Genomic DNA, 21,431 nt, shown 5'->3' with positions numbered 1-21,431 from the left:
GATTTTAAAATTTTTTAAAACAGGTATATAGCATATTTATAGTAGCTTGATGGGGGAAAATAAAAAGTTGACTCAATCCAATTACATATGTAATACTATACTACAGATGTGGCGGTACTACAAATGTAGTAAAGAACTACATTTGTAGTATTGATACATCTGTAATCTTTTGAAACGCCTTAAATACGGTTGTTTTTTCAATTCGTACATAAGAGTCTAATCAATAAATGGGGGGATTTACATGTAATGGTAAAAACTGTTATTCGAATTGTGTACATTGTATCTAATTTAACATTTGTTTTAAGTATTAAAAGTCTGAAAGGAATGATCATTTTGAAAAGTAAAAGGGTGCTAAAAATAGGGATGTGTGTTGGTATACTAAGTTTAAGTCTTGCAAGTGTAAAACTCTTTACAGGTGAACCATTGCAAGTGGAAGCAAAAGAAAAAACAAAGCATATAAATCATGCGACTCATCAAAAGTACGCTCAACTTGAGAAAAAGTTCGATGCTCGACTAGGTATCTATGCAATTGATACTGGTACAAATCGAACAGTTTCTTATAAACAAAATGAACGGTTTGCTTTCGCATCAACATATAAGGCATTAGCTGCAGGAGCATTGCTAATGCAAAATCCAATTGACAAATTAAACGAAGTTATCACTTATACAAAAGATGATTTAGTTGAATATTCACCCATTACAGAGAAATATGTAGATACTGGTATGACACTTGGAGAGATTGCAGAAGCTGCCGTTCGTTACAGTGATAATACCGCAGGGAACCTTTTATTTAAGGAACTAGGCGGGCCTGAAGGATTTGAAACAGCGCTCAAACAGATTGGTGATAGAGTTACCCAGGCAGATCGCTTTGAGACAGATTTAAATGAAGCTATTCCTGGTGACATCCGTGATACAAGTACAGCTAAAGCACTTGCTACCGATCTTAAGGCTTTCACAGTTGGAAATGCACTCCCAGCTGACAAACGTAAAATTCTTACGGATTGGATGCACGGAAACGCTACAGGAGACAAACTCATCCGCGCTGGCGTACCAAAAGACTGGGAAGTCGCTGATAAATCAGGAGCCGGAAGCTACGGAACACGAAATGATATTGCAATCGTTTGGCCACCGAATAGAGAACCCATTATCATTGCAATTCTGTCCAGTCGTGATACAAAGGATGCTACCTATGATAATGAACTGATCGCGCAGGCTGCCACGATTACAATTAATGCTCTCAAGTAATAATATCCCAGTTTCCGCATTCATTAGTGCAATATTATCTAGAGGATAAAACTAGAAACCGATTCTTTTTATTGTAAAGAGAATCGGTTTTTTGCATGATTATCATTTCCGTTATAAAAATAGTAATCCATTATATTAGATAGGGGTCTCGCCACATCGCTATTAAGATCTCGTAAGATATTTGGAGATAAAAAGCTTTGAATCTCTTGAGCAAATAGTTGTAATTCATCAGATACAGAAATAGACATACAAAAACCCCATCCTTTCCTATGATTCTACAGAAAGAATAGCGTGTTTTTTCATTAAAAGTATTATATTATGATGACATTTTATTCAATTTTTCCTGAGACTGAATATTAGTTCTAAAGAACAGTCCATTATATAAGAGAAATGTCCCCATTATTACAATGATACCAATGTAAACAGACATCATCGTAGGAACCAAGAATGCACCAACGATAATAGTCATTCTTGCAATTAGATCCGCGCCAATATCTGATAGACCTGCAAAAGCTGAATACGATCCTCTTTTATCAGCCGGAATCATATTAGCTTGTTCTGTATTTCTGATTGGGGAGTAGACAAGTTCACCAACAGTGGCAATAAAATTAAAAATAATCAGTACGTACCAAGTGTTTGCAGATGTTACTGTCACATAGCCTACACCATAGAGCACAAGGCCTAAAAGTAACGCTTTTTTTCCACTTAGGCGATCTGTAAATTTATTTACAATAAACGTTAAACATACTACTAAAAGCATATTTTGTATGTTAAGAATACTTAGCATCCTCACTCCTACTATTTCAAAGTTCCCAATGCTTATTGGATTGAATGTTTCTGAAAGTCGTACACCAATATAGCTGTTTAAAGAAAACTCTGCCGCAAATATGCAGGTAGACCCTATTACAACTCTTAAAAATGCTCTATCTTGAATAGCAACTTTATAGTTTTGAATTAGATCAAGTACTATATTTCCATGCCTTTTTTCTAGGCACTCTTTAACTTCTGCAACTAGCCAAATTTTATAAGCAATCGGTAATGTAGCAGAAACAAAAGTCAGTAATATAAACAACTCTTTTTGGTGATTAATGTATAAGAAACCACCTAATGCTGCACCAATTGCCATAGAAAGATTCATAAGCCAATAGTCAATTGTATAAATAGCCTTTCGATTTTCTGGTGTAGTTGAGTCTATGATGATAGCTTGCATGGATGGGCGCCCAAGACTGCTAGATATTATAAAACCTACATAAGCAATAGCAAATAACCAAAGCATCTTATCTGTAGGATATAAGCTTAAAGTCATGAATAAAAACATTAAAGTACTAGAAAATGAAGTTAACAATAAGATTTTCTTTCGTTGAAAGCGATCTGACATGTAACCTCCAATTAAATTTGAAACAAAACTTAATATAACTGTTAAGATTAAAAATGATCCGGCCCATACTTTATTTATTTCGTGAGCAAAAAACAATGCCATAAAGGGCATTACTGCTGATGTAACAGCACGATTAAAAAACGATGTAATTAAGCGTACTTTTATATTTTGCTCAAAGTCTTTCCAATTCATCGTATCTCCTCCTTTTGTCTAATGTTATATTAAACTAGACTTATCAAACTAAAAATGGACATATTCAGAAAAACATGTCCACTTATAAAAGGAGATAGGAAAATGGATAAAAATTTACTGAATCTATGGCAATCATTTTCTTCAGGAAATATAAAAATACAAGACCTAGCAGATTTTTTAAATTTAAGTACAAAGCAAACAGTACGTTACTTACATAAATGGATGGATGAAGGTTGGCTGACTTTCACTTCTGGAAAAGGCAGAGGAAATTCCTCCTCTCTTCAATGGTTAAAAAATATAGAAAAAATCTATGAGTCACAAGTAATGGAAATTATGGATCAACAGCCTGTTGAAAAAAGCAGTAAATATTTACTATATAATTGGTCTCCAAACAGTAAACTACGCTTGATGACTAAGTTTCATTCAAAATTTGGCTATATACATAATTCGGATGATAAATTAATTATTCCTAGAAGAGAGCCCTTTTTAACAACACACCCGCTCGAGGCTGCCGATGTACATAGTGCACATATTGTCGCGAACGTTTTCAATCGACTTGTTTATATGGATGAAAAGGGGAACATATTCCCTGAAATAGCTCACAGTTGGGATTTAACTCAATCTAAGCTTAGACTATATTTAAAAAAGTCTATAAAATTTCATGATGGATCCATCTTAACAGCGGCTGACGTGAAACTATGTCTCTCAAAACTACGTAGTCATAAATATTATAAAGACTTATGGTTACCCATAGAAAAAATAGAGATTGTATCACCATTAATTATTGATATACATTATCCAGATAGTTGTAGTTATTGTTTACAAATGTTATGCATGATAAATACAAGCATTTATAAGGAAAATAACGGCCAAATCATAGGAACCGGTGGTTTTTATATAGGAGAGAATAACCTGGAGAAAACATCATTGATAGCATTTCATGATTATTTTCAAGAAAGACCTTTGCTAGATACAGTAGAATTCATTCAGGTCCCTCTAGAATTTGATACTATTTATCAATCTTCCAGACATCATAAAAGTAATTCTACATTTCAAGTAGAAAAGAATTCAGGTTTCGGCGTTATAATTATGAATGCTTGGCGTAATTCGTCAATTCAACACATAGATGTTCGTAATTATTTACATTCTATTATCGTTAACAATATGAATCATATTCATAAATATGATACTCAAAAAATTTCAAATATCAAAAGCTGTTTAAAAGACATAGATCATCAAATCGATATTCCAAAAAGAAAACGTCCCGAATTTAAAGAACCACTTATTATAAAAGCGACTCAGTATACAGAAGCGACAACAAAATGGTTAATGAATATCTTAGAAAAAGAAAATATACCTTTTCAAGTTAAATGGGTTCCATTTGAAAACTATCTTAGGGATGAAAAACTTAATGAACAAGTTGATCTCTTTATTCATGGTGAAGTATTCGAGATGAATCAAGAGATATCATTTTATTATTTTTTAACAGCTAGATATTCACCACTGGCTAAAGTTTTAAAAACAAATAAATCACTAAAAAAACACCTTTCTAAATACAAACATACAAATTTTGAAAAGTGGGCTTCATTAAATGCGAATCTTGAAAAAGAACTGATAGAATCCTCTATTATGGTTCCCTTATACTATGATACACGTCAAATTCCTTTTTCATCAGATTTAACGAATATTAAGATGAAATATTTTGGATATGTGGATTTTTCTCAACTTTGGGTGAAACCTTTAATTTGAAACTCACAAGAAACCTAATCCACTTGTAATAATTATCAACCCATTTAATTTCCCTTATGTCAAAGGTAAAATCGTATTCCACGATTTTACCTTTTTTATTATAAATTTTTTAAGGGTACGGAAATATAGATATCAGGTCTACTAAACTAGTATCTTAGGGGCATTAATTTAAACAATAAATAACCCCATGTCTATTTTGTGGATTAAATTCATTGCCCGTGGATAAAGGACAGTAAAGTCACTGATTAATATGTTTTGTTGATTTTTATTACAATTTTGTAAGGTTAGGTAATAAAAATCGATAGAAATGGATATTCGAATGAGGTACCCTGAATAACGGAGAGAATATTCTGAAAAAAAAGGGGTAGAGTAAATGAAGAATAGGAAAAAAGCATCGATAATTTTCAAAAGCATTTTATGTTTAATTATTTTCATATTAATTACGAATGAAGCGTGGTTTACGAAAGTGGTGAGGGCAGAATCGGGCGCATTGACTGCTAGGAGTATAGAAAACTTCAAGAAAAAGATGGATGAACAGGTACCAAAATGGCAGGAAGATTATGATGTACCAGGGGTTGCAATAGGAATTGTACATGAGGGGCGTATTGCTTATACACTTAACTACGGTTATGTAGATAAAAAGACAAAAAAAGCGGTGAGTGATGATACTTTGTTTCAGGCTGGTTCCATATCTAAAAGCCTTACAGCGTGGGGAATCCTACATCTTGTAGATGAAGGTCGTTTATCACTAGATGATCCCGTTGGAAAATTTCTAACCAAATGGAAATTACCTAATTCAGAGTTCAATAATAATGAAGTCACGATAAGAAGATTATTAAGCCATACAGCGGGGCTGTCTGCACATAAAGGATACCTTGGGGTTGCACCAGGGAAACATCTTGATTCTATCGAGGAGTCTCTGTCTGGAAAAGGGTGGCTTAATGAACCAGTGGAGGTTACCAATAAACCAGGTTCAGAAGCAATTTACTCTGGTGGCGGATATACAATTTTACAACTTGTAATTGAAGAGGTTACCGGAATATCTTTTGATCGTTATATGGAAGAACAAATTATGAAACCTTTAGGAATGAGATCTAGTTCATTCATACAACGTCCTGAAAATCCTAATCTTTCGAAAGCCTATGGATATTTTGGAGAGGAACTTCCTAGTTACCAATTTACCGAACAGGCTGCTGCAGGCCTCAAGACAAATGTTACCGATATGATGACATTGATACTTGCAAGCATGGATGCAAATAATAAAGGTAATGCTGTCATTAAAAATGAACGTGTCGATGAAATGCAAAAGCTGGTATTAGGTGAGAATGGTTTAGGTGTATTTGAAAAAAAGTTATCTAATCAATGGAAATTAATTTATCATTCTGGTGACAATCGAGGCTGGCATTCTTTTTATGGTTTCATTCCTAATACAAAGGATGGATTGGTAATTCTTACGAATAGTGAAGGTGGTATAGACTTACGACAGGATATTTACCACGCATGGATTGAATATGAAACTGGAAAATTACCTGAAAGTTACTTCTCTCTAGCTGAGCAAAGAAAAAACAACTCAATTATATCAATTGTTATTGGAGGCACACTTGGTGTATATTTGCTGCTGTTTGTGATTAGATTGTACAAAGGTAAAAGAACTTTTATTATTAAGCATGAGAAGAAATCTTACATCGGATTAGTAGTTAGAACATTTTTACTTATTATTACTGCTATGCTCGTATTTTGTACTACCTATTTGTGGAAGGTTTTAAGTTTAAATTCCGGAAATACAATAACTTTTATTCTAATAATGACGTGGATTGTGGCATTATTAATTAGTGGGTTTTTCCCGAAAATTCGAAGTAATATAAAAAACAATAATCAGACAATGATATAATCAAAAACATATATTTGATTATAAATACTTAAGGGTTTATAAGGGAGACGACTCCACATGTCCATCAAGTTAGTAAAAATAAATACCCTAAATATAGTGAAATTGACATCCCTAGAGTAAAAGTATACAAAATTATTGTTTTTGGGGCAGTATAAAACCTTAGCTTGAAAGCGATGGGGTATCGCCAGCATTTTGGAAAAAAACCACGTTAAGAGCTTTTGAGTTATTTGAACCTTGTTTTAAATTGTGTTGTATTAATTCTACATACATGCGCGGTAATAATTAATATAAGGTACAATTAATTGTAAGACTATTTGCATTAGTTCTTCGTTTCAATGCAGATACCATTTAAGGGAGAGATAAAGCAATGAAACTCAGCAAATTACAAAAAGGTGATCTAATTGGAATCTATTCCCCTTCATCACCAGCAACTTATACAGCACCTAAAAGATTTGATCGAGCAAAAAAATTTCTGATGAGCAAGGGATTTAATATAATAGAAGGAAATTTAACTGGTAAACATGATAACTACCGAGCTGGAAGCATTAAAGAGAGAGCAGAAGAACTTAATGAATTAATAAGAAACCCTAGCATCAAATGTATAATGTCAACCATTGGTGGAATGAATTCAAATTCAATATTGCCTTATATTGATTATGAGGCATTTATAAAAAATCCTAAAATAATGATAGGTTATTCAGATGTTACTGCGATATTACTAGGAATATACGCAAAAACTGGGATAAATACATTTTATGGACCTGCATTAATCCCTTCATTTGGTGAATTTGAGCCATTTGTTAATTTTACATACGAATATTTCAGCGACATGCTGGAAGAAAAACAAAAACTACCATACTATATTAAAAAGCCACCTTATTGGACAGATGAATTTATCAACTGGGAAGAAAAAATTAAGGAAAAACAACCTATAAAAAATGATTGGGTTTGTGTAAATACCGGAAAAGCAACAGGAAGGTTAATTGGAGGGAATTTAGACACTTTAACTGGTATTTGGGGTAGCGAGTATATGCCAGAGATAAAAAAAGGGGATATCCTTCTTATCGAGGATACAACAAAAGATGCTGCTACTATTGAAAGAAGTTTTTCATTACTTAAGGTCAATGGAATATTTGATAAAATTTCTGGTTTAATCCTCGGAAAACATGAACAGTTTAACGATAATGGTACAAATAAAAAACCATATGAAATTCTATTAGAGGTTTTAAATGGTATTAGCCTGCCCTTTATTGCAGAATTTGATTGTTGCCATACTCACCCGATGTTAACTGTCCCAATTGGTATACAAATAGAGATGGATGCAGCAAATAAAACATTAACAATTCTTGAAGATTGGATAAATTAACTCCATTAAATACTAAAAGACTGATTAACCTAAACATGGATTAATCAGTCCTTTTAATATCCCAATTTGCTCTTAACGTGGGTTTTTTCCAAAATGCTGGCGGTACCCCTTATAGGGGCAGTGAAAAATCTTAAGTTGATGGGCATGGCCTCACCGTATCAAAAAAAGAAAATTGTACGTTTAGACACGATTTGGACATAAGTTAAGATATTTGGTGTACGCTAAGGCTATTTTTCGGCTAAATAGAGACTATCTAGCACTGGAAATTCCATGTTTTCTAAAATATCAACTGGAATATTACTTTCTCTAATGGGAAAAGCGACCATCCATTTGTAAAGGTATACTTTTACAGATATATATAAAACTATAAAAAATTACATCCGTAAATGCCCTCTTCTTATTTTACAGATGTCTGTATATTAATTGCACATTTACAGATGTTTTTGCTATAATTTTTGATGAGGTGCATCACATGAAACATAAAAAATTTGGATATGTACGAGTTTCAAGTAAAGATCAAAATGAAGAACGGCAAATTCAGAATATGAAGGATTTAGGGATAGAGGATCGAGATATTTTCATTGATAAACAATCCGGTAAAAACATGAAACGTGAAAATTATCAAATGTTAAAACGTTTAGTTCGTATAGGAGATACTATTGTATTTGATTCTTTAACTAGACTGGGAAGAAGTATGAACGATGTCTTAGAAGAATTCAGATACTACGAAAGGCATGAGATTAACTTACAATTTATAAAAGAACCGTTCATTAATGTAAATTACAAAGGTGAGACTACGAATGATGTCATTCAAAGTGCTATTCAAAAAGCAACTCTTACAATTTTATCTGCTTTTGCAGAAAAAGAGCGTTATGCTATTAAACAACGGCAAGCGGAGGGAATCGCCCTGACCGAGAAGCAAGGGAGACGTTTAGGACGTCCTCCAGTAGAAATTACAGCAGAATTCATTACAGCCTATAAAGAATGGAAATCTGGTGCCATTACAGCAGTAGGGGCTATGGAGAAATATGGTATCAAACGTTCTTCATTTTACAAACTTGCGAAGCAGTATGAAGAAACAAAAAGATAAAAATCTACTGAATAATTAATGTTGATTTAGGAGGTTACTATATGAAACTTACAACAAAAGTAGAAGTTGGGGATTACGTTCGATTCCCTTATCGAGAGAATCCTTCCTTACAATTAACTGGATATGTGGTAAGTATTTTAACGAATACAATTGTTGTAGACATTTCAGACATGGTGGAAACTGAAAAAAATGAATCAATTGATGTTAGACAAGTAGTAAAACATGGTTGTTATCATAAGGTAGCTGATAAACAAGCGAAAAATGAAGTTTTATGAAAGATGTTCTTGGAGAAATCCAAGAGCATCTTTTTAAATACAGTGAGAAATATAAAACCAGCTGATAATAGCGGTGCTGGCTCCTATCTAGGCTATAAAGTGAGGAATTACCAGATGGGGCCGAAGTTAAAATTGTTGTGAAATAAGCATAATTATAGGATATGATTTATTTTCTGGCAGGGGGCACCATACATACCCATCAAGCTAAGAAAAGCAAATACCAACCCATAAAAAAGAATCTGCTCGAATGCAGATTCTTTCCGATAATGATTTATGTAAGTAAGACATGAAAATATAATACAATGCATCAGAAATGAATTCAAGTAGAAAAAGAACCCGTTGAAGTTCGGGTCCTTTCAGAAGTGATGATGTTTTCTCTGTTTCAGATAGAGAAAAATACAAAAATATAATACATCTAAGTATAGAAAATTTCAATACTTAAATTGTGCCTCAACGACAATTTTTAATCGCACGATAAAAAATATTCTCTTGAATTTGGTATAAGTTTCATCTAGATTCCAAAGAAATTAACTGTGCAGTTTTGTCGTTCATTTCCCTACTTTTTCCTTGTTATATAAAATCTATCTAATAAATATAGAGTTAAACAAATTAAGACGTAAATATCCTGAACCAAGCCTTCAACAAACTTGAGAATAAAGGCATTAGCATTAAGGGTCAGTTTGATACAAATACACCTCGAGGAAAACAAATTTTATTTTTTATCTGTCTACCTAATGGGGAGCATATCAAGATTAATCAAAATGGATTCCCATGTTAAAAGTCTGGATGTAGATTTTATAAAAAAGATTGATCAAAACTCATGAACATATCAATTACAAAAGTTTACTTACTTGTACTAGAATTAATCTATTCTTCAAACCAAAACAGAGCCTCAATAGGCGCTTCCAAAACCTTTGCAATATCATAAGTAAGTTTGAATGAAGGGTTATATTTTCCGTTTTCGAGATTGCCAATTGTTTCTCTTCTAACCCCAACCTTATTAGCTAAATCTTCCTGAGACATATTTAACTTTACTCTATATTCTTTCATTCGAGTCTTAAGTGGCATCTTGCATTCCTTTCTTTTCTCTACGCTCAAATATTTCTAAATTAACTAAGAAGGTACCTAATGGTGCAAAAACTGAAATAATAACAAGGAAACGAATTATATGTAGATTTTCAAAAATAAAAATACTCAAAACTAGTATGATACCTAGTACCAATGCTACGAAAAAAGCTCTTGTAGCAGAGATGCGAACATGTAGTATAAAAAGCTCATCTGGTACTACTTTTGCATATGCGAAGAAGAAAAAGAAACTGAATAAGAGACCTGCCCACGTAATATCACCTAAAAATGTGAAAGGACCCAAAAAACCTAAAAAACCGATAAATCCTAAATAAGCTATTTTATTTTTCATACAATCCCCCTATGTGATATATTTCGCTCCTTATGTTAAAAATATATCACATAAATTTGCAAATAAAAAGGACTTAATGTCACTTTACCCATAAGTCGATTGCATTTGGAAGCATTAGTTGGCCGGAAAACACTTACTTTTATAGGTGATTATCTAATTATCTAACGGAATTGGAAACATAAATTGGCCTTGAGTTAATGATTATCCCATAAGCTAGCCGTTAGTTTATGAGGAATTTTATGCATATGGAGGAAAAAAATAAAGACAATGTTTGCTTTTAACCACTAATATAATGGGATGAATAAGAAACTACATACGTAGGTGAAGAGGATGTTTCACAGAATGTTGATAGGCCGGGGATTCTTTGTGAGAGTAGGGATCCATCTTATCCTTGCTACCGATATTGAGGCGTTATGCTAACTGAGTATGTATAGAATATACAGGTTTTTAAGGTAGGTTTTCTAAGGAACAGTCACGAACTATTAATAAAGAAAAGTTCATTTTAAGGAGGATTCATAAAATGAAAAATTTAATGACAAGTGATGGTACTACCTTACATATCAGCAAAAGTGGACAAGGATTACCTTGTATTTTCTTACATGGAGGTCCTGGTTATTGGAGTTATCCTTTTGAACAGACAGGCGGGCCTCTTTTGGAAAGTTTTATGGAAATGCATTATCTTGATCAGCGGGGGTGTGGTCGCTCTTCACTCGCTCCGAAAGGGGATTACTCACTTAAAAGATTACTTTTAGATCTTGAGGAAATAAGGCAAGAATTAAAGATAGATAAATGGATTGTAATGGGACACTCATTTGGTGGTATTTTAGCTACTAATTACGCCAAACAACACCCTGACAGTGTCTTAAGTTTAATCTTGCTTAATTGTACACTAAACAAGCGAGAGTCAAACATGCATCAAATGAATGTAGGAAGAAGCTGGTTAGAAGAAGATAATATTATGGATTCTTATGTGTCAATCGATTCTTTCTATAAAGACTTCTTTGCAATAGCTGAAAAACTGCTAGAAATGGGAAAGTATTATGATTTACAGTTCACAGATAGAAAAAACCTTAAAGTTTTAGAAACCTTAGATAAAGAGCTTAAACACCGTCCTGATTTTCGTAAATATGTACATGCGGATCCTGAGTTTTTTCAAGATTATACTCGAATCACAGCTGAAATTTCAGTACCAACTCTCGTAATTAGTGGCAAGTATGATGATGCTGTTGGCCCAGATCATTATAAAAAATTTAAGTTTCCTAATATGTCCGTTACTATTTTAGAAGATAAACATCATCCTTATTTAGAAAACAAAGAGGAATTCAGGCGTGCAATTCAGGAATTTGGATTAGCTATACCTACTCTAAAAACAACTTAAATTTACTTCCGATATTGAGACGTTATGTTAACCAAGCATGTATGGAGTATACAGAAAGGGATTACTCTTTTTTAACAAGAATATAGTGTATAAACTTAATCATCAGGGAGGGAAATATGAAAGATTTTGAAGTCAGACAGATACAAGATCTCTTTTATAATGATCTCACTTATTTAGTGCAAGAGAGCAAGAAAGATGGCTTTCGTTTTCTTGAAAGACTAGTTAATGATTATAAGGCTGGTATCAACACCTTTGATAAGCCCAGAGAATCCTTATACGGTGTGTTTAACAAAGAAAATATATTAGTTGGTATTGGAGGGCTTAATATAGACCCATCCTCAAAGAGACAAGAAATTGGACGATTAAGAAGATTTTATATTGCTAAGGATAGTCGGAGAAATGGGCTAGGAAAGCTCCTGTTAAATACCATCATTTGTGATGCAAGAAAGCATTATAAAGTCTTGGTACTTTATACAGACACAGAACAGGCTGACAAATTCTACATCTCCACAGGATTCCTAAAAGATGATATCTATCCCCATACTACGCATTATCTAAATTTATAAAAAGAGATTCATTGACTTCCGAGTTCGAATTTTATGTAAAAAAGAAAGGAGGCGAAACGATATATGAGTATTGCAGTTAATTCTCATGGTTATAGTTTATTAGAATTTCTAAACATAGAAGAGCATGCTATAAATCATTATTCACCTATAGGTAGTTCCTTTATAGTCGCAAATTATAATGATAAATATCTCTTATGTTTCAATACATATCGAAAGCAATGGGAATTACCAGCTGGTGGAAGAGAACAAAATGAGTCTTTACGAGAATGTGCAAAAAGAGAACTATACGAGGAAACCTCACAAAAAGCTCAAAGCTTGAAATTTAGAGGACTTATTAAGATTCAAAGACCTAATGAAAATATAAGTTACAGTGCAATTTATATAACTAATTTAAGTATATTACAGCCCTTTCAAGAAAATGAGGAAACAAATTCAATCAAATTATGGGATTTAAATAGCCCAATCGATGGACTAGATCCCGTTGATAAAAAAATCCTTCATTGGTCTATACAAGCTAAATAGCTAACTTCCGCTAACAATAATTATGTGAACACAAAAGTCCTCCAGTTAAACAATCTGGAGGACTTTTAATAGTCTTCTAAATACATTGAATCCCGATAATGTTACGTTATGTTGACTTGTTATGTATAGAGTATACATAGAATATACATAGAAATAATTTGGTTTATTCAGTTGTTTTTTCCTCCCCAATAATCAACTTTATAATTTTGAATCTTATTTACTACAACATAAAATTTTTGTTGCTTATTATTTTTATCATATCCTTTAACTGTAATAAAACCTTCGAGTTCTAAGTGTTCAATTTTCACATCCGTTACCACGAAATCTATATTTTTTTCTTTTTTCATAGTTTGTATGGCAGATTCAGCAGCTTTTTCTTTTGCAGTATTTCTATTGTGAATAATTAATGAAGTAGAGCCTATGGCTAAAACTATAATTGCTAAAATGATAATATTTTTCTTTTTTAATTTATCCATATTTTCTCCCAAAAAATCTTTTGATTTTTTTGTATCATTGAAATCTATTGAAAATTAATTTTATGTATTTAGCTGTTGGGAGTTTATTATAAATTACAATTAGTTCATTTTTTACTTAGCATCTCCCCAGTAATCAACTGTGTAATTTTGAATCTTATTTATTACAACGTAATATCTTTTTTGTTTATTATTTTTATCATATCCTCCAACTGTAATAAAACCTTCACGTTCTAAGTGTTCAATTTTCACATTGGTTACCACAAGTTCTATATTGTTTTCTTTTTTCATGTACTGTATTACAACTTTAGTAGCTTTTTCTTTTGCAGTATTTCTATCATGAATAAATTTGGCTGTACATCCTATAGTTAAAGTTATAATTGCTAAAATGATTAAAATGATAATATTTTTCTTTTTTAAATTACCCATATTTTGCCTCCTGAAATTGTTTTATAATTCATACTATAAATCTTTTTTAAGGAGAGGGAAACTATGAGTAGTTCTGTTAGTGATGAAGCTCTTGCTCGCTTATCAGGAGGTAGTTATAAAGATAAGCCTAGTGTTGACGTAGAAGTTGGGGACCATTTAGAAACTTGGAAACGTGTTGAAATACCTACTTCTGTATCATTGCATAATCCAAAAAATAGTTTTGATGCAACTATTTATAAAAATGATGAAACGAAACAAGTTGTTATTGCTTTTCGTGGTTCTCAAGAAGCACCTGATTTTTATGGTGCCAACGCAAATGATGTGCTTTTGGGACCGCGTATGAGAAATCATCAAGACAGCTTAGATAAATTGAATGGTTTAGATATTTCTTCACTTCCTTTAACTGAACAATTTAATTTTGCTGCATCTAAAGAAAGAGCTCAAAAAATTATTATAGAAAGTCAATTTACTAATGCAGATGATTTAGTAAAAGAAGTAAAAAAGTATAGGGGTAGCACCACACATCCATCAACTTAAGAATTTAATAACACTCTAAACAAAAAAATGGGTATTTTTGCATATCCCCCCGAAAAGGTTTATTATGAAAATCCCTCCTGAAATGTAAAAGATTCAGGAGGAATTTCGTAAGCTCAACCGTCTTTAAAAGTTTGATCATTATCTACCTATGATTCTCTTCCACAATCGTGAAACTAAAAGGCTATGCTGCTACTGACCGTCGCCCCTCAATCCAAATGAGGCTACTAGCGCGATGATCACAGCGGTTGTCGTTGCCAGGAATGCATCTGAGTACGATACAGCGTCCAGTACATAGAGAGGATTTATGGAATGATCAGCTTCTCGTCGAGCTGATAATATTGCTCCAATAATTCCATCCCCTGTACCTGCTCCAAGGTACAAAGCACCCTAGAAAATTCCCATTCCCACTCCGACTTGTTCTTTCACTAGGGAACTTACCGCAGCATTATTGGCTGAGGAATTTAGAAACGCAAAGGCAATACCTGCGCCTAGGACTCCTGCTGACACCAAAATAGAAGAAGCTCCAGAAGCAAATGTTGACAAGAATAAAGTTGAAATCCCCATAATTGTCAGCCCTACGATAATCAAACGTTTAGTCCCCAAACGATCAGAAATACGACCAACAAAAGGAGAAAAAATCGCCACAGGCGCACCTCCCGACAATAGTATCATTCCTGCCTCTCCAGGAGAGAGTCCATTCACTTCTACGACCAGCAATGGAACGAAAACAAGAACTGCAAAATAGGCAAACATCGAAAAGAACGCTACGATTACCGAATTTACATAATACTTATTTTTGAACAGGACAGGAGGTACAAATGGATTCTCTGCGGTGACAATGCGCCAGATAAACCCTAACAAAGCCAATAGAGAGCCAATTAGACTACCAAACGAAGAGAACGAAGAAAAACCAAACGTCTCCCCCTGTGTTATGCCAAAAAGAAGTAAACCTACTGTAAGTCCGAGCAAAATCCCACCGATAAGATCAAAGCTCCGATGGCTCCCGTCCTCTAACGTCGGTGTGATAGTCGGGAGTGCATAGAGTGCACCGAGAATGATAATGATGGACAACAAAAACGTGAACCAGAACAGAGATTGCCAACCTAATAATTGACCGACTAATCCTCCAAAAATCGGACCCGCAGCAGTTCCGACACCGATACATCCTGCTATGAGGCCTAGGGCACCCCCTCGTTTTCCTTCAGGAAAAACCTTCGCAATGGCTACGACTGAAAGAACCGGAATAGCTGACATTCCAGCACCTTGAACCATTCGTCCCAAAACCAATAAGGGAAGGTTAGGAGCAAGTACACAGATAAGACTTCCAATCGCCAATATCAAAATGGCAAAAGAGAACAGCTTTCTCAACTCAAAAAAGTCCGACATACGCCCATAAATGGGAACGCCAATAGCAAGTACGAGTGCTATACCACTTACCACCCAACTGACTTGAGCTTTCGAAGCTTTTAAATCTTCGCTTATAAGTGGAAGAACTGGATTGACCAAATCAACCGTTATAGCAGCCACAAGTACAGATAGAGCGAGTACCATCATTAAGATCCTTGTAGATACTTCCTTTTTTGATGGACTAAATTCTTTAGACTTTATATTAAATTTCATTATATTAGCCTCCTAAAATTATTTGTTGTTATTTTAGGAGGCTAAATCCATGCTTGTTACCAAAATCCTCACCCCATATTATTTTGCACTTTTTTTAATACTTATTTTGCGTGATAAAAAATGTTGGGTTATTAAAGAAAATTTTTATTTTGATATTAAAACCTTCTTTTTAACATAAACCATAGATGAATCTCACTAATTAAAAATAAAAGAAAACTTAGTAAAAATAATCCCCAGTATTTTTACCATATTAACATTAAATTCCATTTAATTGAAGTAATTAATTGGAACACAGCTCGTTAAACTAAATGGCTCTTAACGGAACAATTCTATTATCGCTCAACAGTTCCTAATTCATTAAAAACAGTTTCACTTTTTCAAAACAATGCAACCTTATTTCAAATCCACACTTGGTATAACCTTTGATTGGATCAATTCCTGTATAATTTCGCTCATGTCAATCGATTCTTGTTTTTTATTAAACTCGTAGCGACCATAAAGATTGATATGTTGCCATGCAATCGGGGAAATCCGTTTCAACATATCTGAATCTCGTTCCATTCTTTCCCCATAAGTCAGCATTTTAGACAAAATGCTAGCATTGTAGTAAATAATACAATTCGTAAGCAGTCGGCTGCACTCTCCCCATAGCTGTTGATCTTGTTCAGTTTTGAAACGGGGTTTACCAAAGTTAGCATAGGATACTGCTCTACGCAATTTATGATAGCTTTCCCCTCGATTTAATGCGCGTTGTACATTTCGACGAACTGATACGGAATCGATATATTCAAGAAAATATAGACTTTTGATGATATTGTCGTACTCCCACAAAGCACGTTTGGTTTTATTTTTACGTGCATAAGCACTAAGCTTTCCAACTATGATGCTTTGTGTTGTTGTTTTCAGGTCAAGTGACAATATGATCCGCTGAATATTTTCCCACTCTTCCATAATCAGGTTGATGTTGATCTTCCGGACGGGCTTGATCAATACATCCTCATATTGGCTTGGATGTTTAAACCCATACAACGATGTACGAACTGTATTGTAGATATCTCGGTAACGTGGTGCTACCCAATGTCTATCAACTTAAGCATTTAGCTCTATTTTTTAAAGGTAAAAGCACGTTACTATTCTCTTATATGAATGAGAAGGAGTGACGTTCTTTTTATGAATCCGTATCCAAAACAAGAATTATCTTTATTTGCCGAAGAATGGTATCGATATATGTCTCCAGCTACATTTAATCAATTAGCTATAGAAGCTGGTGTGATGAAACGAAAACGTAAGTGCCATGGGCACCATTTCTTATCTTTGTGTGTATGCCTAACAGACACAAAAATGATTCGTTTGGTTTTTATTGAAAATACACAAACATTATTATAAAATGTTTGTGTATTTATAAACAAAATAAATTTGTGTTTATTTTTATTTAAAAGGGATAGGAAGTGTTAATAACAATAAAAAATGGGTATACCACCAACAAAGAGTTGCAAAAGGAATGGAACCAGTACGGAAAAGATGCCTTCATAAGAAAAATCGAAAAATAAGCATTATTAGCTCTTGAAGAAAAATGGCTAGAAAAGTTACAACTATATGGAGAACGAGGTTATAACCAAAAATATCCTTAAGGGGGGGACAAAATTATGGAACAAAGAAAGTATTCAGTAACACCTCAAGATCGAATGAATTATTTATTAGGTCTTTATTCTGCAGATCAACAAATTAATGCAGTTCTTTATTTTCCTGTAGGTATATCAAAGAAAATACTTGAACAATCAGTAAGGATAACGTTACAATTGCAGCCGGTTTTGAACAGCCGTTTTGTAGAAAATGATATTCCTTACTGGGAGGAACATTCATCGGGTACTAACTCACCTATTTGTCTTTTTGCAGAAGGAAATGATCAAGAACTTGAAATGATGACAATAGATTTTATTAAGGAATCTGGAGATCGTATTCAGGGGCCTATGGTTCAAACAAAATTATTACGAGGCACTACAACAGATATGTTGGTTGTGAAATTATCTCATCTATGTTCAGATGGTGCAGGAGTCAAGGAATATATTAATTTGCTGGGAGCAATTTATACTCAACTTTCCTTGGGACAATCTAAGGATCAAATTATAAAGGAATTTGGTGAGGGGAATGAGGGTTTTCGTGATCAATCACCTGTATTCAAATATACTGGAATATCAGACGTAAAAAGTGCGTATCGTCCTAACCAAGAACAACAGGCATCGTTATGGTCTTTTCCATCTCAACCGAACAAAAATACATATCCAAAAATGTCCGTACGGCGGTTGAGCTATGAGCAAACTCTACGTCTAATCCAATGGACAAAAGCACAACAGGTTACCTTGAATGATGCAATCATGACTGCATACTTCCGAGCTTTATCACGTTTCACTGTGTATGCAGAACCACGCACCGTAGAAAAAATGATCGGTTTAACAATTGATTTACGTCGATATCTGCCTAATTATACAACTGGTGCTATTTGCAACTTATCCGGTATGGAAATGCCAGTGATTAAAATGGAAGATGATGAATCATTTAATCAGACTCTCGTTCGAGTCAAACAATCAATGGATAAAATAAAGTCTCAAAATCCGGGTCTTTCTTCAGCAGCAGGAATGGAGCTACTGGCAGGTATGAAGCTATCTGTGGTGAAGGAAATGTATAATCAGCAATACGAACAGGCTTTACAGATGGGGATGGCGTTGCCGTTACTTACAAATTTTGGGGTGATTGCAGATGAACCTATTAGGTTTGGTGAAGTTCAAGCTGAGGATGGGTATATGACATCACCCATTATGTATGCACCATTCTTTTCAATGGGGGCAAGCTCTTATAATGGAAGACTTACATTTACGATTGGTTATCATACGCCGGATACATCAGAAGAAAAAGTAGACAGATTTTTAGAAAGTGTGGTTAATCAACTATCATAATTGTAAGGTTCTGGTGCAAAGATAAAATAAAAGAGAATATAGCGCAAATATTTCTAGCGGAATTGTATTTTATACTGTAAGCCCACGCAATTGATGGATGAATTCTTTCTGGTTTTGGACAGACTGATCCCGTAAATCAATCTGTTTTTTTTATCATATGCATGGCTTCTACTCCCAACAGAACCAGAACAGATACATCTAATATTAAACCCAATACATTTATGCATAGTTTTTCCAAATTACATTTGGTAATATAGATAAATGGACATTAAATACATAATATATTAATAGTTAGGAAGGTATTAGAAATGAAAAGAACACCTGAATTTATACTGGGTTTAATTGGTGGTATTTTGGGAGTTATAGGTTCTCTTATTCTATTGATGATAGCTATTACTGCTATGGATGGTGATATTGATTATAAAGTTTTGACTTATTACTCTATTTTATTAATTATTCAAATAGGGCTGTTAGTTTTAGCATGTTCAGTAAATAAGGTTAACAATATAGCCTACGGACTTTGTATGATATTACTCCCATTAGTAACATGGGTTATGTCATTATTCCTTTTCTTTATTCCAGTAATTCTTCAAATTATTTCTGGTGGATTAGCGTTTCGAACTTTAAGACAAAAATCTAATTAAAATATTTAGCTACTCCAAAATCATGGTAAATTTATAAGGGCCAATTTAAATAGTATTTTGAAGGGTGGTATTGTAATTTGAAGCGTACTATAGAATTTGTAATCGGCTTAATCGGAGGAATCTTAGGACTCCTACTTTCTTTATTAATTGTAATTGGTTGTATCTCCTACACAAGTTCTAATACTAGTTCTGGAGGTATTGAAGAATATATTATCATTACTTCTAGCATCGCCTTAATTATTCAAATAGGCCTATTAGTATTAGCTTGTTGTGTTAATAAAATAAATAATAAAACTTATGGTATTTGCATGATTGTATTAAGTATAATTTCATTGTTTTTAGGTTTATTTATGTTATTCCTTCCAGTGGTTTTACAAATCATTTCAGGTGCATTTGCATTTAGAACTTTAAAACAGGAATCTAATTAAAACAATAACGGATTAATGAATCTAACAAAAAACTTTCTTATCACACACATTATAGAATTGAAATACTGTTGGAATATTTATAAAAAAGACATAACATTTTAAATAAAGTTGCGATGTTCATATGAAATTTGTGATATAGAGTACTTTACTTGTCATGATGAAGGAATAAAAGCTGGATGAGCCGAATAAGTCATAGTGATCATGGTTTTGTTGTATTCTCAATATAAATGATTGGAGTATTTCATTGAGAATATTTTTCTTGTCTTTTAACTTTGAAAAATCACACTAAACAGTGAGGAGATTGGTTGTATGCAAGTTGTAACCAAAATGTTTTTAGAACAACTAGACATGCATTGTCATGAGAATGATTGGTTTGCATCCATGGATCAGGCGCTTCATGGAGTCAGCGCAGCTGAGGCAGCATGGACAAGTTCGGGAATCAGCAATTCGATTTGGCAGATTGTCAACCACTTGATATTTTGGAATGAAGACATAATCCATCGAATTAAGGTCACAGAGAATCCGCATAAGGCAGAAGACAATGAAGAAACCTTTGGAAATCCGGGGGATCCAGAAGACGAAATTGGGTGGGCCCAGACAGTGCAGCGCCTCAATGAAGTCATGAATAAATTAAAAACGGTCATTGCGGACCTTGACGATGAAAAGTTAAAAGTTCCGTATGCAGCTAACAGGTACTCTATTGAGTGTTTACTCAGCAATATCATGATGCACGATACATATCATCTCGGCCAAATTGTTCTGTTGCGAAAGTTGCAATCCTCTTGGGATGGCGTTGATTGGTCCTAAAGCACCATAATTCAGCGACCTTCCTCGCCTAGCCGTAGAAGCAGTATTGAAGGTGTGAAACCCCTTTACATTCTCTATATGGTGAAGTGGGTGATTTTCCTGCTTTATGGATGGCTAAACGGATGTGATAGTCAAATAAATTAGAGAGATCTTTCGCATATTTCATGGTTTAACAGTCGGGCGCTTTTCTTAAATAAGAAGCGTCTTTTTGCATGTACAACACAATAGGAATTGAGTTTAATGAGCCGTAAAAAAAGGTTGTGAAGTCCTGTACTTAAAGTAAAGGAGTGCTTTTCTTCAATAAGCATCTTCAACAATCGGGCGCGATTGTTGAAGAAAAAGTAAAAGGAGTGAAACATATTATACATGACTAATATGTTTCACTCCTTATTTTTTATGACTTTTTACGATTTAGGTCTTGATAAAGTATTTGTTGTGTAAAAAAGTTCCATTGCTCCCCCCCCCCCCTG

General features: G+C 33.8%; 20 protein-coding genes and 4 pseudogenes. 15 read left to right on the top strand and 9 right to left on the bottom strand.

The features are described from left to right. Positions 1–324 precede the first annotated feature (324 nt). Entirely contained in the window at positions 325–1,245 is a 921-nt protein-coding gene (gene bla / locus CN288_RS23680) for a class A beta-lactamase (protein WP_441296570.1), read from the top strand. Positions 1,246–1,313: 68 nt separating this feature from the next. Here bla and CN288_RS23675 read toward each other — a convergent pair whose 3' ends face one another. Further along, entirely contained in the window at positions 1,314–1,493 is a 180-nt protein-coding gene (locus CN288_RS23675) for a hypothetical protein (RefSeq protein WP_098303246.1), read from the bottom strand. 68 nt (positions 1,494–1,561) lie between these two features. Continuing rightward, entirely contained in the window at positions 1,562–2,815 is a 1,254-nt protein-coding gene (locus CN288_RS23670; protein WP_098303245.1) for an MDR family MFS transporter, read from the bottom strand. 102 nt (positions 2,816–2,917) lie between these two features. On the opposite strand from CN288_RS23670, the gene CN288_RS23665 reads away from it, so the two are divergent. The 5 genes from CN288_RS23665 (at position 2,918) to CN288_RS23645 (ending at position 9,186) form a co-directional block, all read left to right on the top strand. Next, positions 2,918–4,564 (top strand): ABC transporter substrate-binding protein, encoded by a 1,647-nt coding sequence (locus CN288_RS23665; RefSeq protein WP_098303244.1) that lies wholly within the window; start codon positions 2,918–2,920, stop codon positions 4,562–4,564. A 373-nt stretch (positions 4,565–4,937) separates the two neighbouring features. Further along, a complete protein-coding gene (locus CN288_RS23660) occupies positions 4,938–6,455 on the top strand; it encodes a serine hydrolase domain-containing protein (protein ID WP_098303243.1) in 1,518 nt (505 codons plus the stop codon). Between the two features lie 367 nt (positions 6,456–6,822). After that, complete coding sequence (locus CN288_RS23655) at positions 6,823–7,821, top strand: S66 family peptidase (protein ID WP_098303242.1); 999 nt, start codon at positions 6,823–6,825, stop codon at positions 7,819–7,821. Positions 7,822–8,293: 472 nt separating this feature from the next. Next, positions 8,294–8,911: a recombinase family protein gene (locus tag CN288_RS23650; RefSeq protein ID WP_098303241.1), complete on the top strand. Its 618-nt coding sequence runs from the start codon at positions 8,294–8,296 to the stop codon at positions 8,909–8,911. Positions 8,912–8,952: 41 nt separating this feature from the next. Continuing rightward, positions 8,953–9,186 (top strand): DUF2187 family protein, encoded by a 234-nt coding sequence (locus tag CN288_RS23645; RefSeq protein ID WP_026591492.1) that lies wholly within the window; start codon positions 8,953–8,955, stop codon positions 9,184–9,186. A gap of 867 nt (positions 9,187–10,053) precedes the next feature. On the opposite strand, the gene CN288_RS23640 is transcribed toward CN288_RS23645, so the two are convergent. Together CN288_RS23640 and CN288_RS23635 are read right to left on the bottom strand one after the other, a co-directional pair. Then, positions 10,054–10,254, bottom strand: a complete 201-nt coding sequence (locus tag CN288_RS23640) for a helix-turn-helix transcriptional regulator (protein ID WP_098303240.1) — start codon at positions 10,252–10,254, stop codon at positions 10,054–10,056. Then, complete coding sequence (locus CN288_RS23635; RefSeq protein WP_098303239.1) at positions 10,244–10,603, bottom strand: DUF3796 domain-containing protein; 360 nt, start codon at positions 10,601–10,603, stop codon at positions 10,244–10,246. Before CN288_RS23635 ends, CN288_RS23640 begins: the two co-directional genes overlap by 11 nt. A gap of 520 nt (positions 10,604–11,123) precedes the next feature. On the opposite strand from CN288_RS23635, the gene CN288_RS23630 reads away from it, so the two are divergent. The 3 genes from CN288_RS23630 to CN288_RS23620 all read left to right on the top strand — a co-directional run bounded on the left by CN288_RS23630 (position 11,124) and on the right by CN288_RS23620 (position 13,069). Next, entirely contained in the window at positions 11,124–11,981 is an 858-nt protein-coding gene (locus CN288_RS23630; RefSeq protein ID WP_098303238.1) for an alpha/beta fold hydrolase, read from the top strand. 116 nt (positions 11,982–12,097) lie between these two features. Beyond that, positions 12,098–12,547, top strand: a complete 450-nt coding sequence (locus tag CN288_RS23625; RefSeq protein ID WP_098303237.1) for a GNAT family N-acetyltransferase — start codon at positions 12,098–12,100, stop codon at positions 12,545–12,547. A 63-nt stretch (positions 12,548–12,610) separates the two neighbouring features. Next, on the top strand, positions 12,611–13,069 hold the full coding sequence (locus CN288_RS23620; protein ID WP_098303236.1) for an NUDIX domain-containing protein: 459 nt from the start codon (positions 12,611–12,613) through the stop codon (positions 13,067–13,069). A 167-nt stretch (positions 13,070–13,236) separates the two neighbouring features. On the opposite strand, the gene CN288_RS23615 is transcribed toward CN288_RS23620, so the two are convergent. Together CN288_RS23615 and CN288_RS23610 are read right to left on the bottom strand one after the other, a co-directional pair. Continuing rightward, the gene (locus tag CN288_RS23615) at positions 13,237–13,545 is read right to left on the bottom strand and encodes a hypothetical protein (RefSeq protein WP_098303235.1); all 309 of its coding nucleotides are present in this window, start codon (positions 13,543–13,545) and stop codon (positions 13,237–13,239) included. Between the two features lie 111 nt (positions 13,546–13,656). After that, complete coding sequence (locus tag CN288_RS23610) at positions 13,657–13,971, bottom strand: hypothetical protein (protein ID WP_098303234.1); 315 nt, start codon at positions 13,969–13,971, stop codon at positions 13,657–13,659. A gap of 63 nt (positions 13,972–14,034) precedes the next feature. On the opposite strand from CN288_RS23610, the gene CN288_RS29865 reads away from it, so the two are divergent. Then, on the top strand, positions 14,035–14,508 hold the full coding sequence (locus tag CN288_RS29865; RefSeq protein ID WP_255260048.1) for a hypothetical protein: 474 nt from the start codon (positions 14,035–14,037) through the stop codon (positions 14,506–14,508). A 189-nt stretch (positions 14,509–14,697) separates the two neighbouring features. Here the strand turns inward: CN288_RS29865 and CN288_RS23600 are convergent. Continuing rightward, positions 14,698–16,128: pseudogene (locus tag CN288_RS23600) on the bottom strand (MFS transporter). Between the two features lie 393 nt (positions 16,129–16,521). Beyond that, positions 16,522–17,199 (bottom strand): annotated as a pseudogene (locus CN288_RS23595) (Tn3 family transposase); the annotation flags it as partial. A gap of 99 nt (positions 17,200–17,298) precedes the next feature. On the opposite strand from CN288_RS23595, the pseudogene CN288_RS23590 reads away from it, so the two are divergent. Together CN288_RS23590 and CN288_RS23580 are read left to right on the top strand one after the other, a co-directional pair. Then, positions 17,299–17,457: pseudogene (locus CN288_RS23590) on the top strand (IS4 family transposase); the annotation flags it as partial. Positions 17,458–17,774: 317 nt separating this feature from the next. Next, on the top strand, positions 17,775–19,082 hold the full coding sequence (locus tag CN288_RS23580) for a condensation domain-containing protein (RefSeq protein ID WP_098303233.1): 1,308 nt from the start codon (positions 17,775–17,777) through the stop codon (positions 19,080–19,082). Positions 19,083–19,151: 69 nt separating this feature from the next. Here CN288_RS23580 and CN288_RS23575 read toward each other — a convergent pair. After that, a pseudogene (locus CN288_RS23575) lies at positions 19,152–19,263 on the bottom strand (IS6 family transposase); the annotation flags it as partial. 127 nt (positions 19,264–19,390) lie between these two features. On the opposite strand from CN288_RS23575, the gene CN288_RS23570 reads away from it, so the two are divergent. From CN288_RS23570 to CN288_RS23560, 3 genes are all read left to right on the top strand, one after another. Then, a complete protein-coding gene (locus CN288_RS23570) occupies positions 19,391–19,726 on the top strand; it encodes a DUF4064 domain-containing protein (RefSeq protein ID WP_090690710.1) in 336 nt (111 codons plus the stop codon). Positions 19,727–19,803: 77 nt separating this feature from the next. Then, positions 19,804–20,154 carry a DUF4064 domain-containing protein gene (locus tag CN288_RS23565; RefSeq protein WP_090690707.1) on the top strand — a complete coding sequence of 117 codons (351 nt, stop codon included), beginning with the start codon at positions 19,804–19,806 and terminating at the stop codon, positions 20,152–20,154. A 309-nt stretch (positions 20,155–20,463) separates the two neighbouring features. Next, the gene (locus CN288_RS23560) at positions 20,464–20,961 is read left to right on the top strand and encodes a DinB family protein (protein ID WP_090690704.1); all 498 of its coding nucleotides are present in this window, start codon (positions 20,464–20,466) and stop codon (positions 20,959–20,961) included. Positions 20,962–21,431 lie beyond the last annotated feature (470 nt).

This window comes from Bacillus sp. AFS023182, assembly GCF_002560575.1.
Lineage (GTDB): Bacteria > Bacillota > Bacilli > Bacillales > Bacillaceae_G > Bacillus_A > Bacillus_A arachidis.
This window is presented reverse-complemented; position numbering and strand designations above follow the sequence as displayed.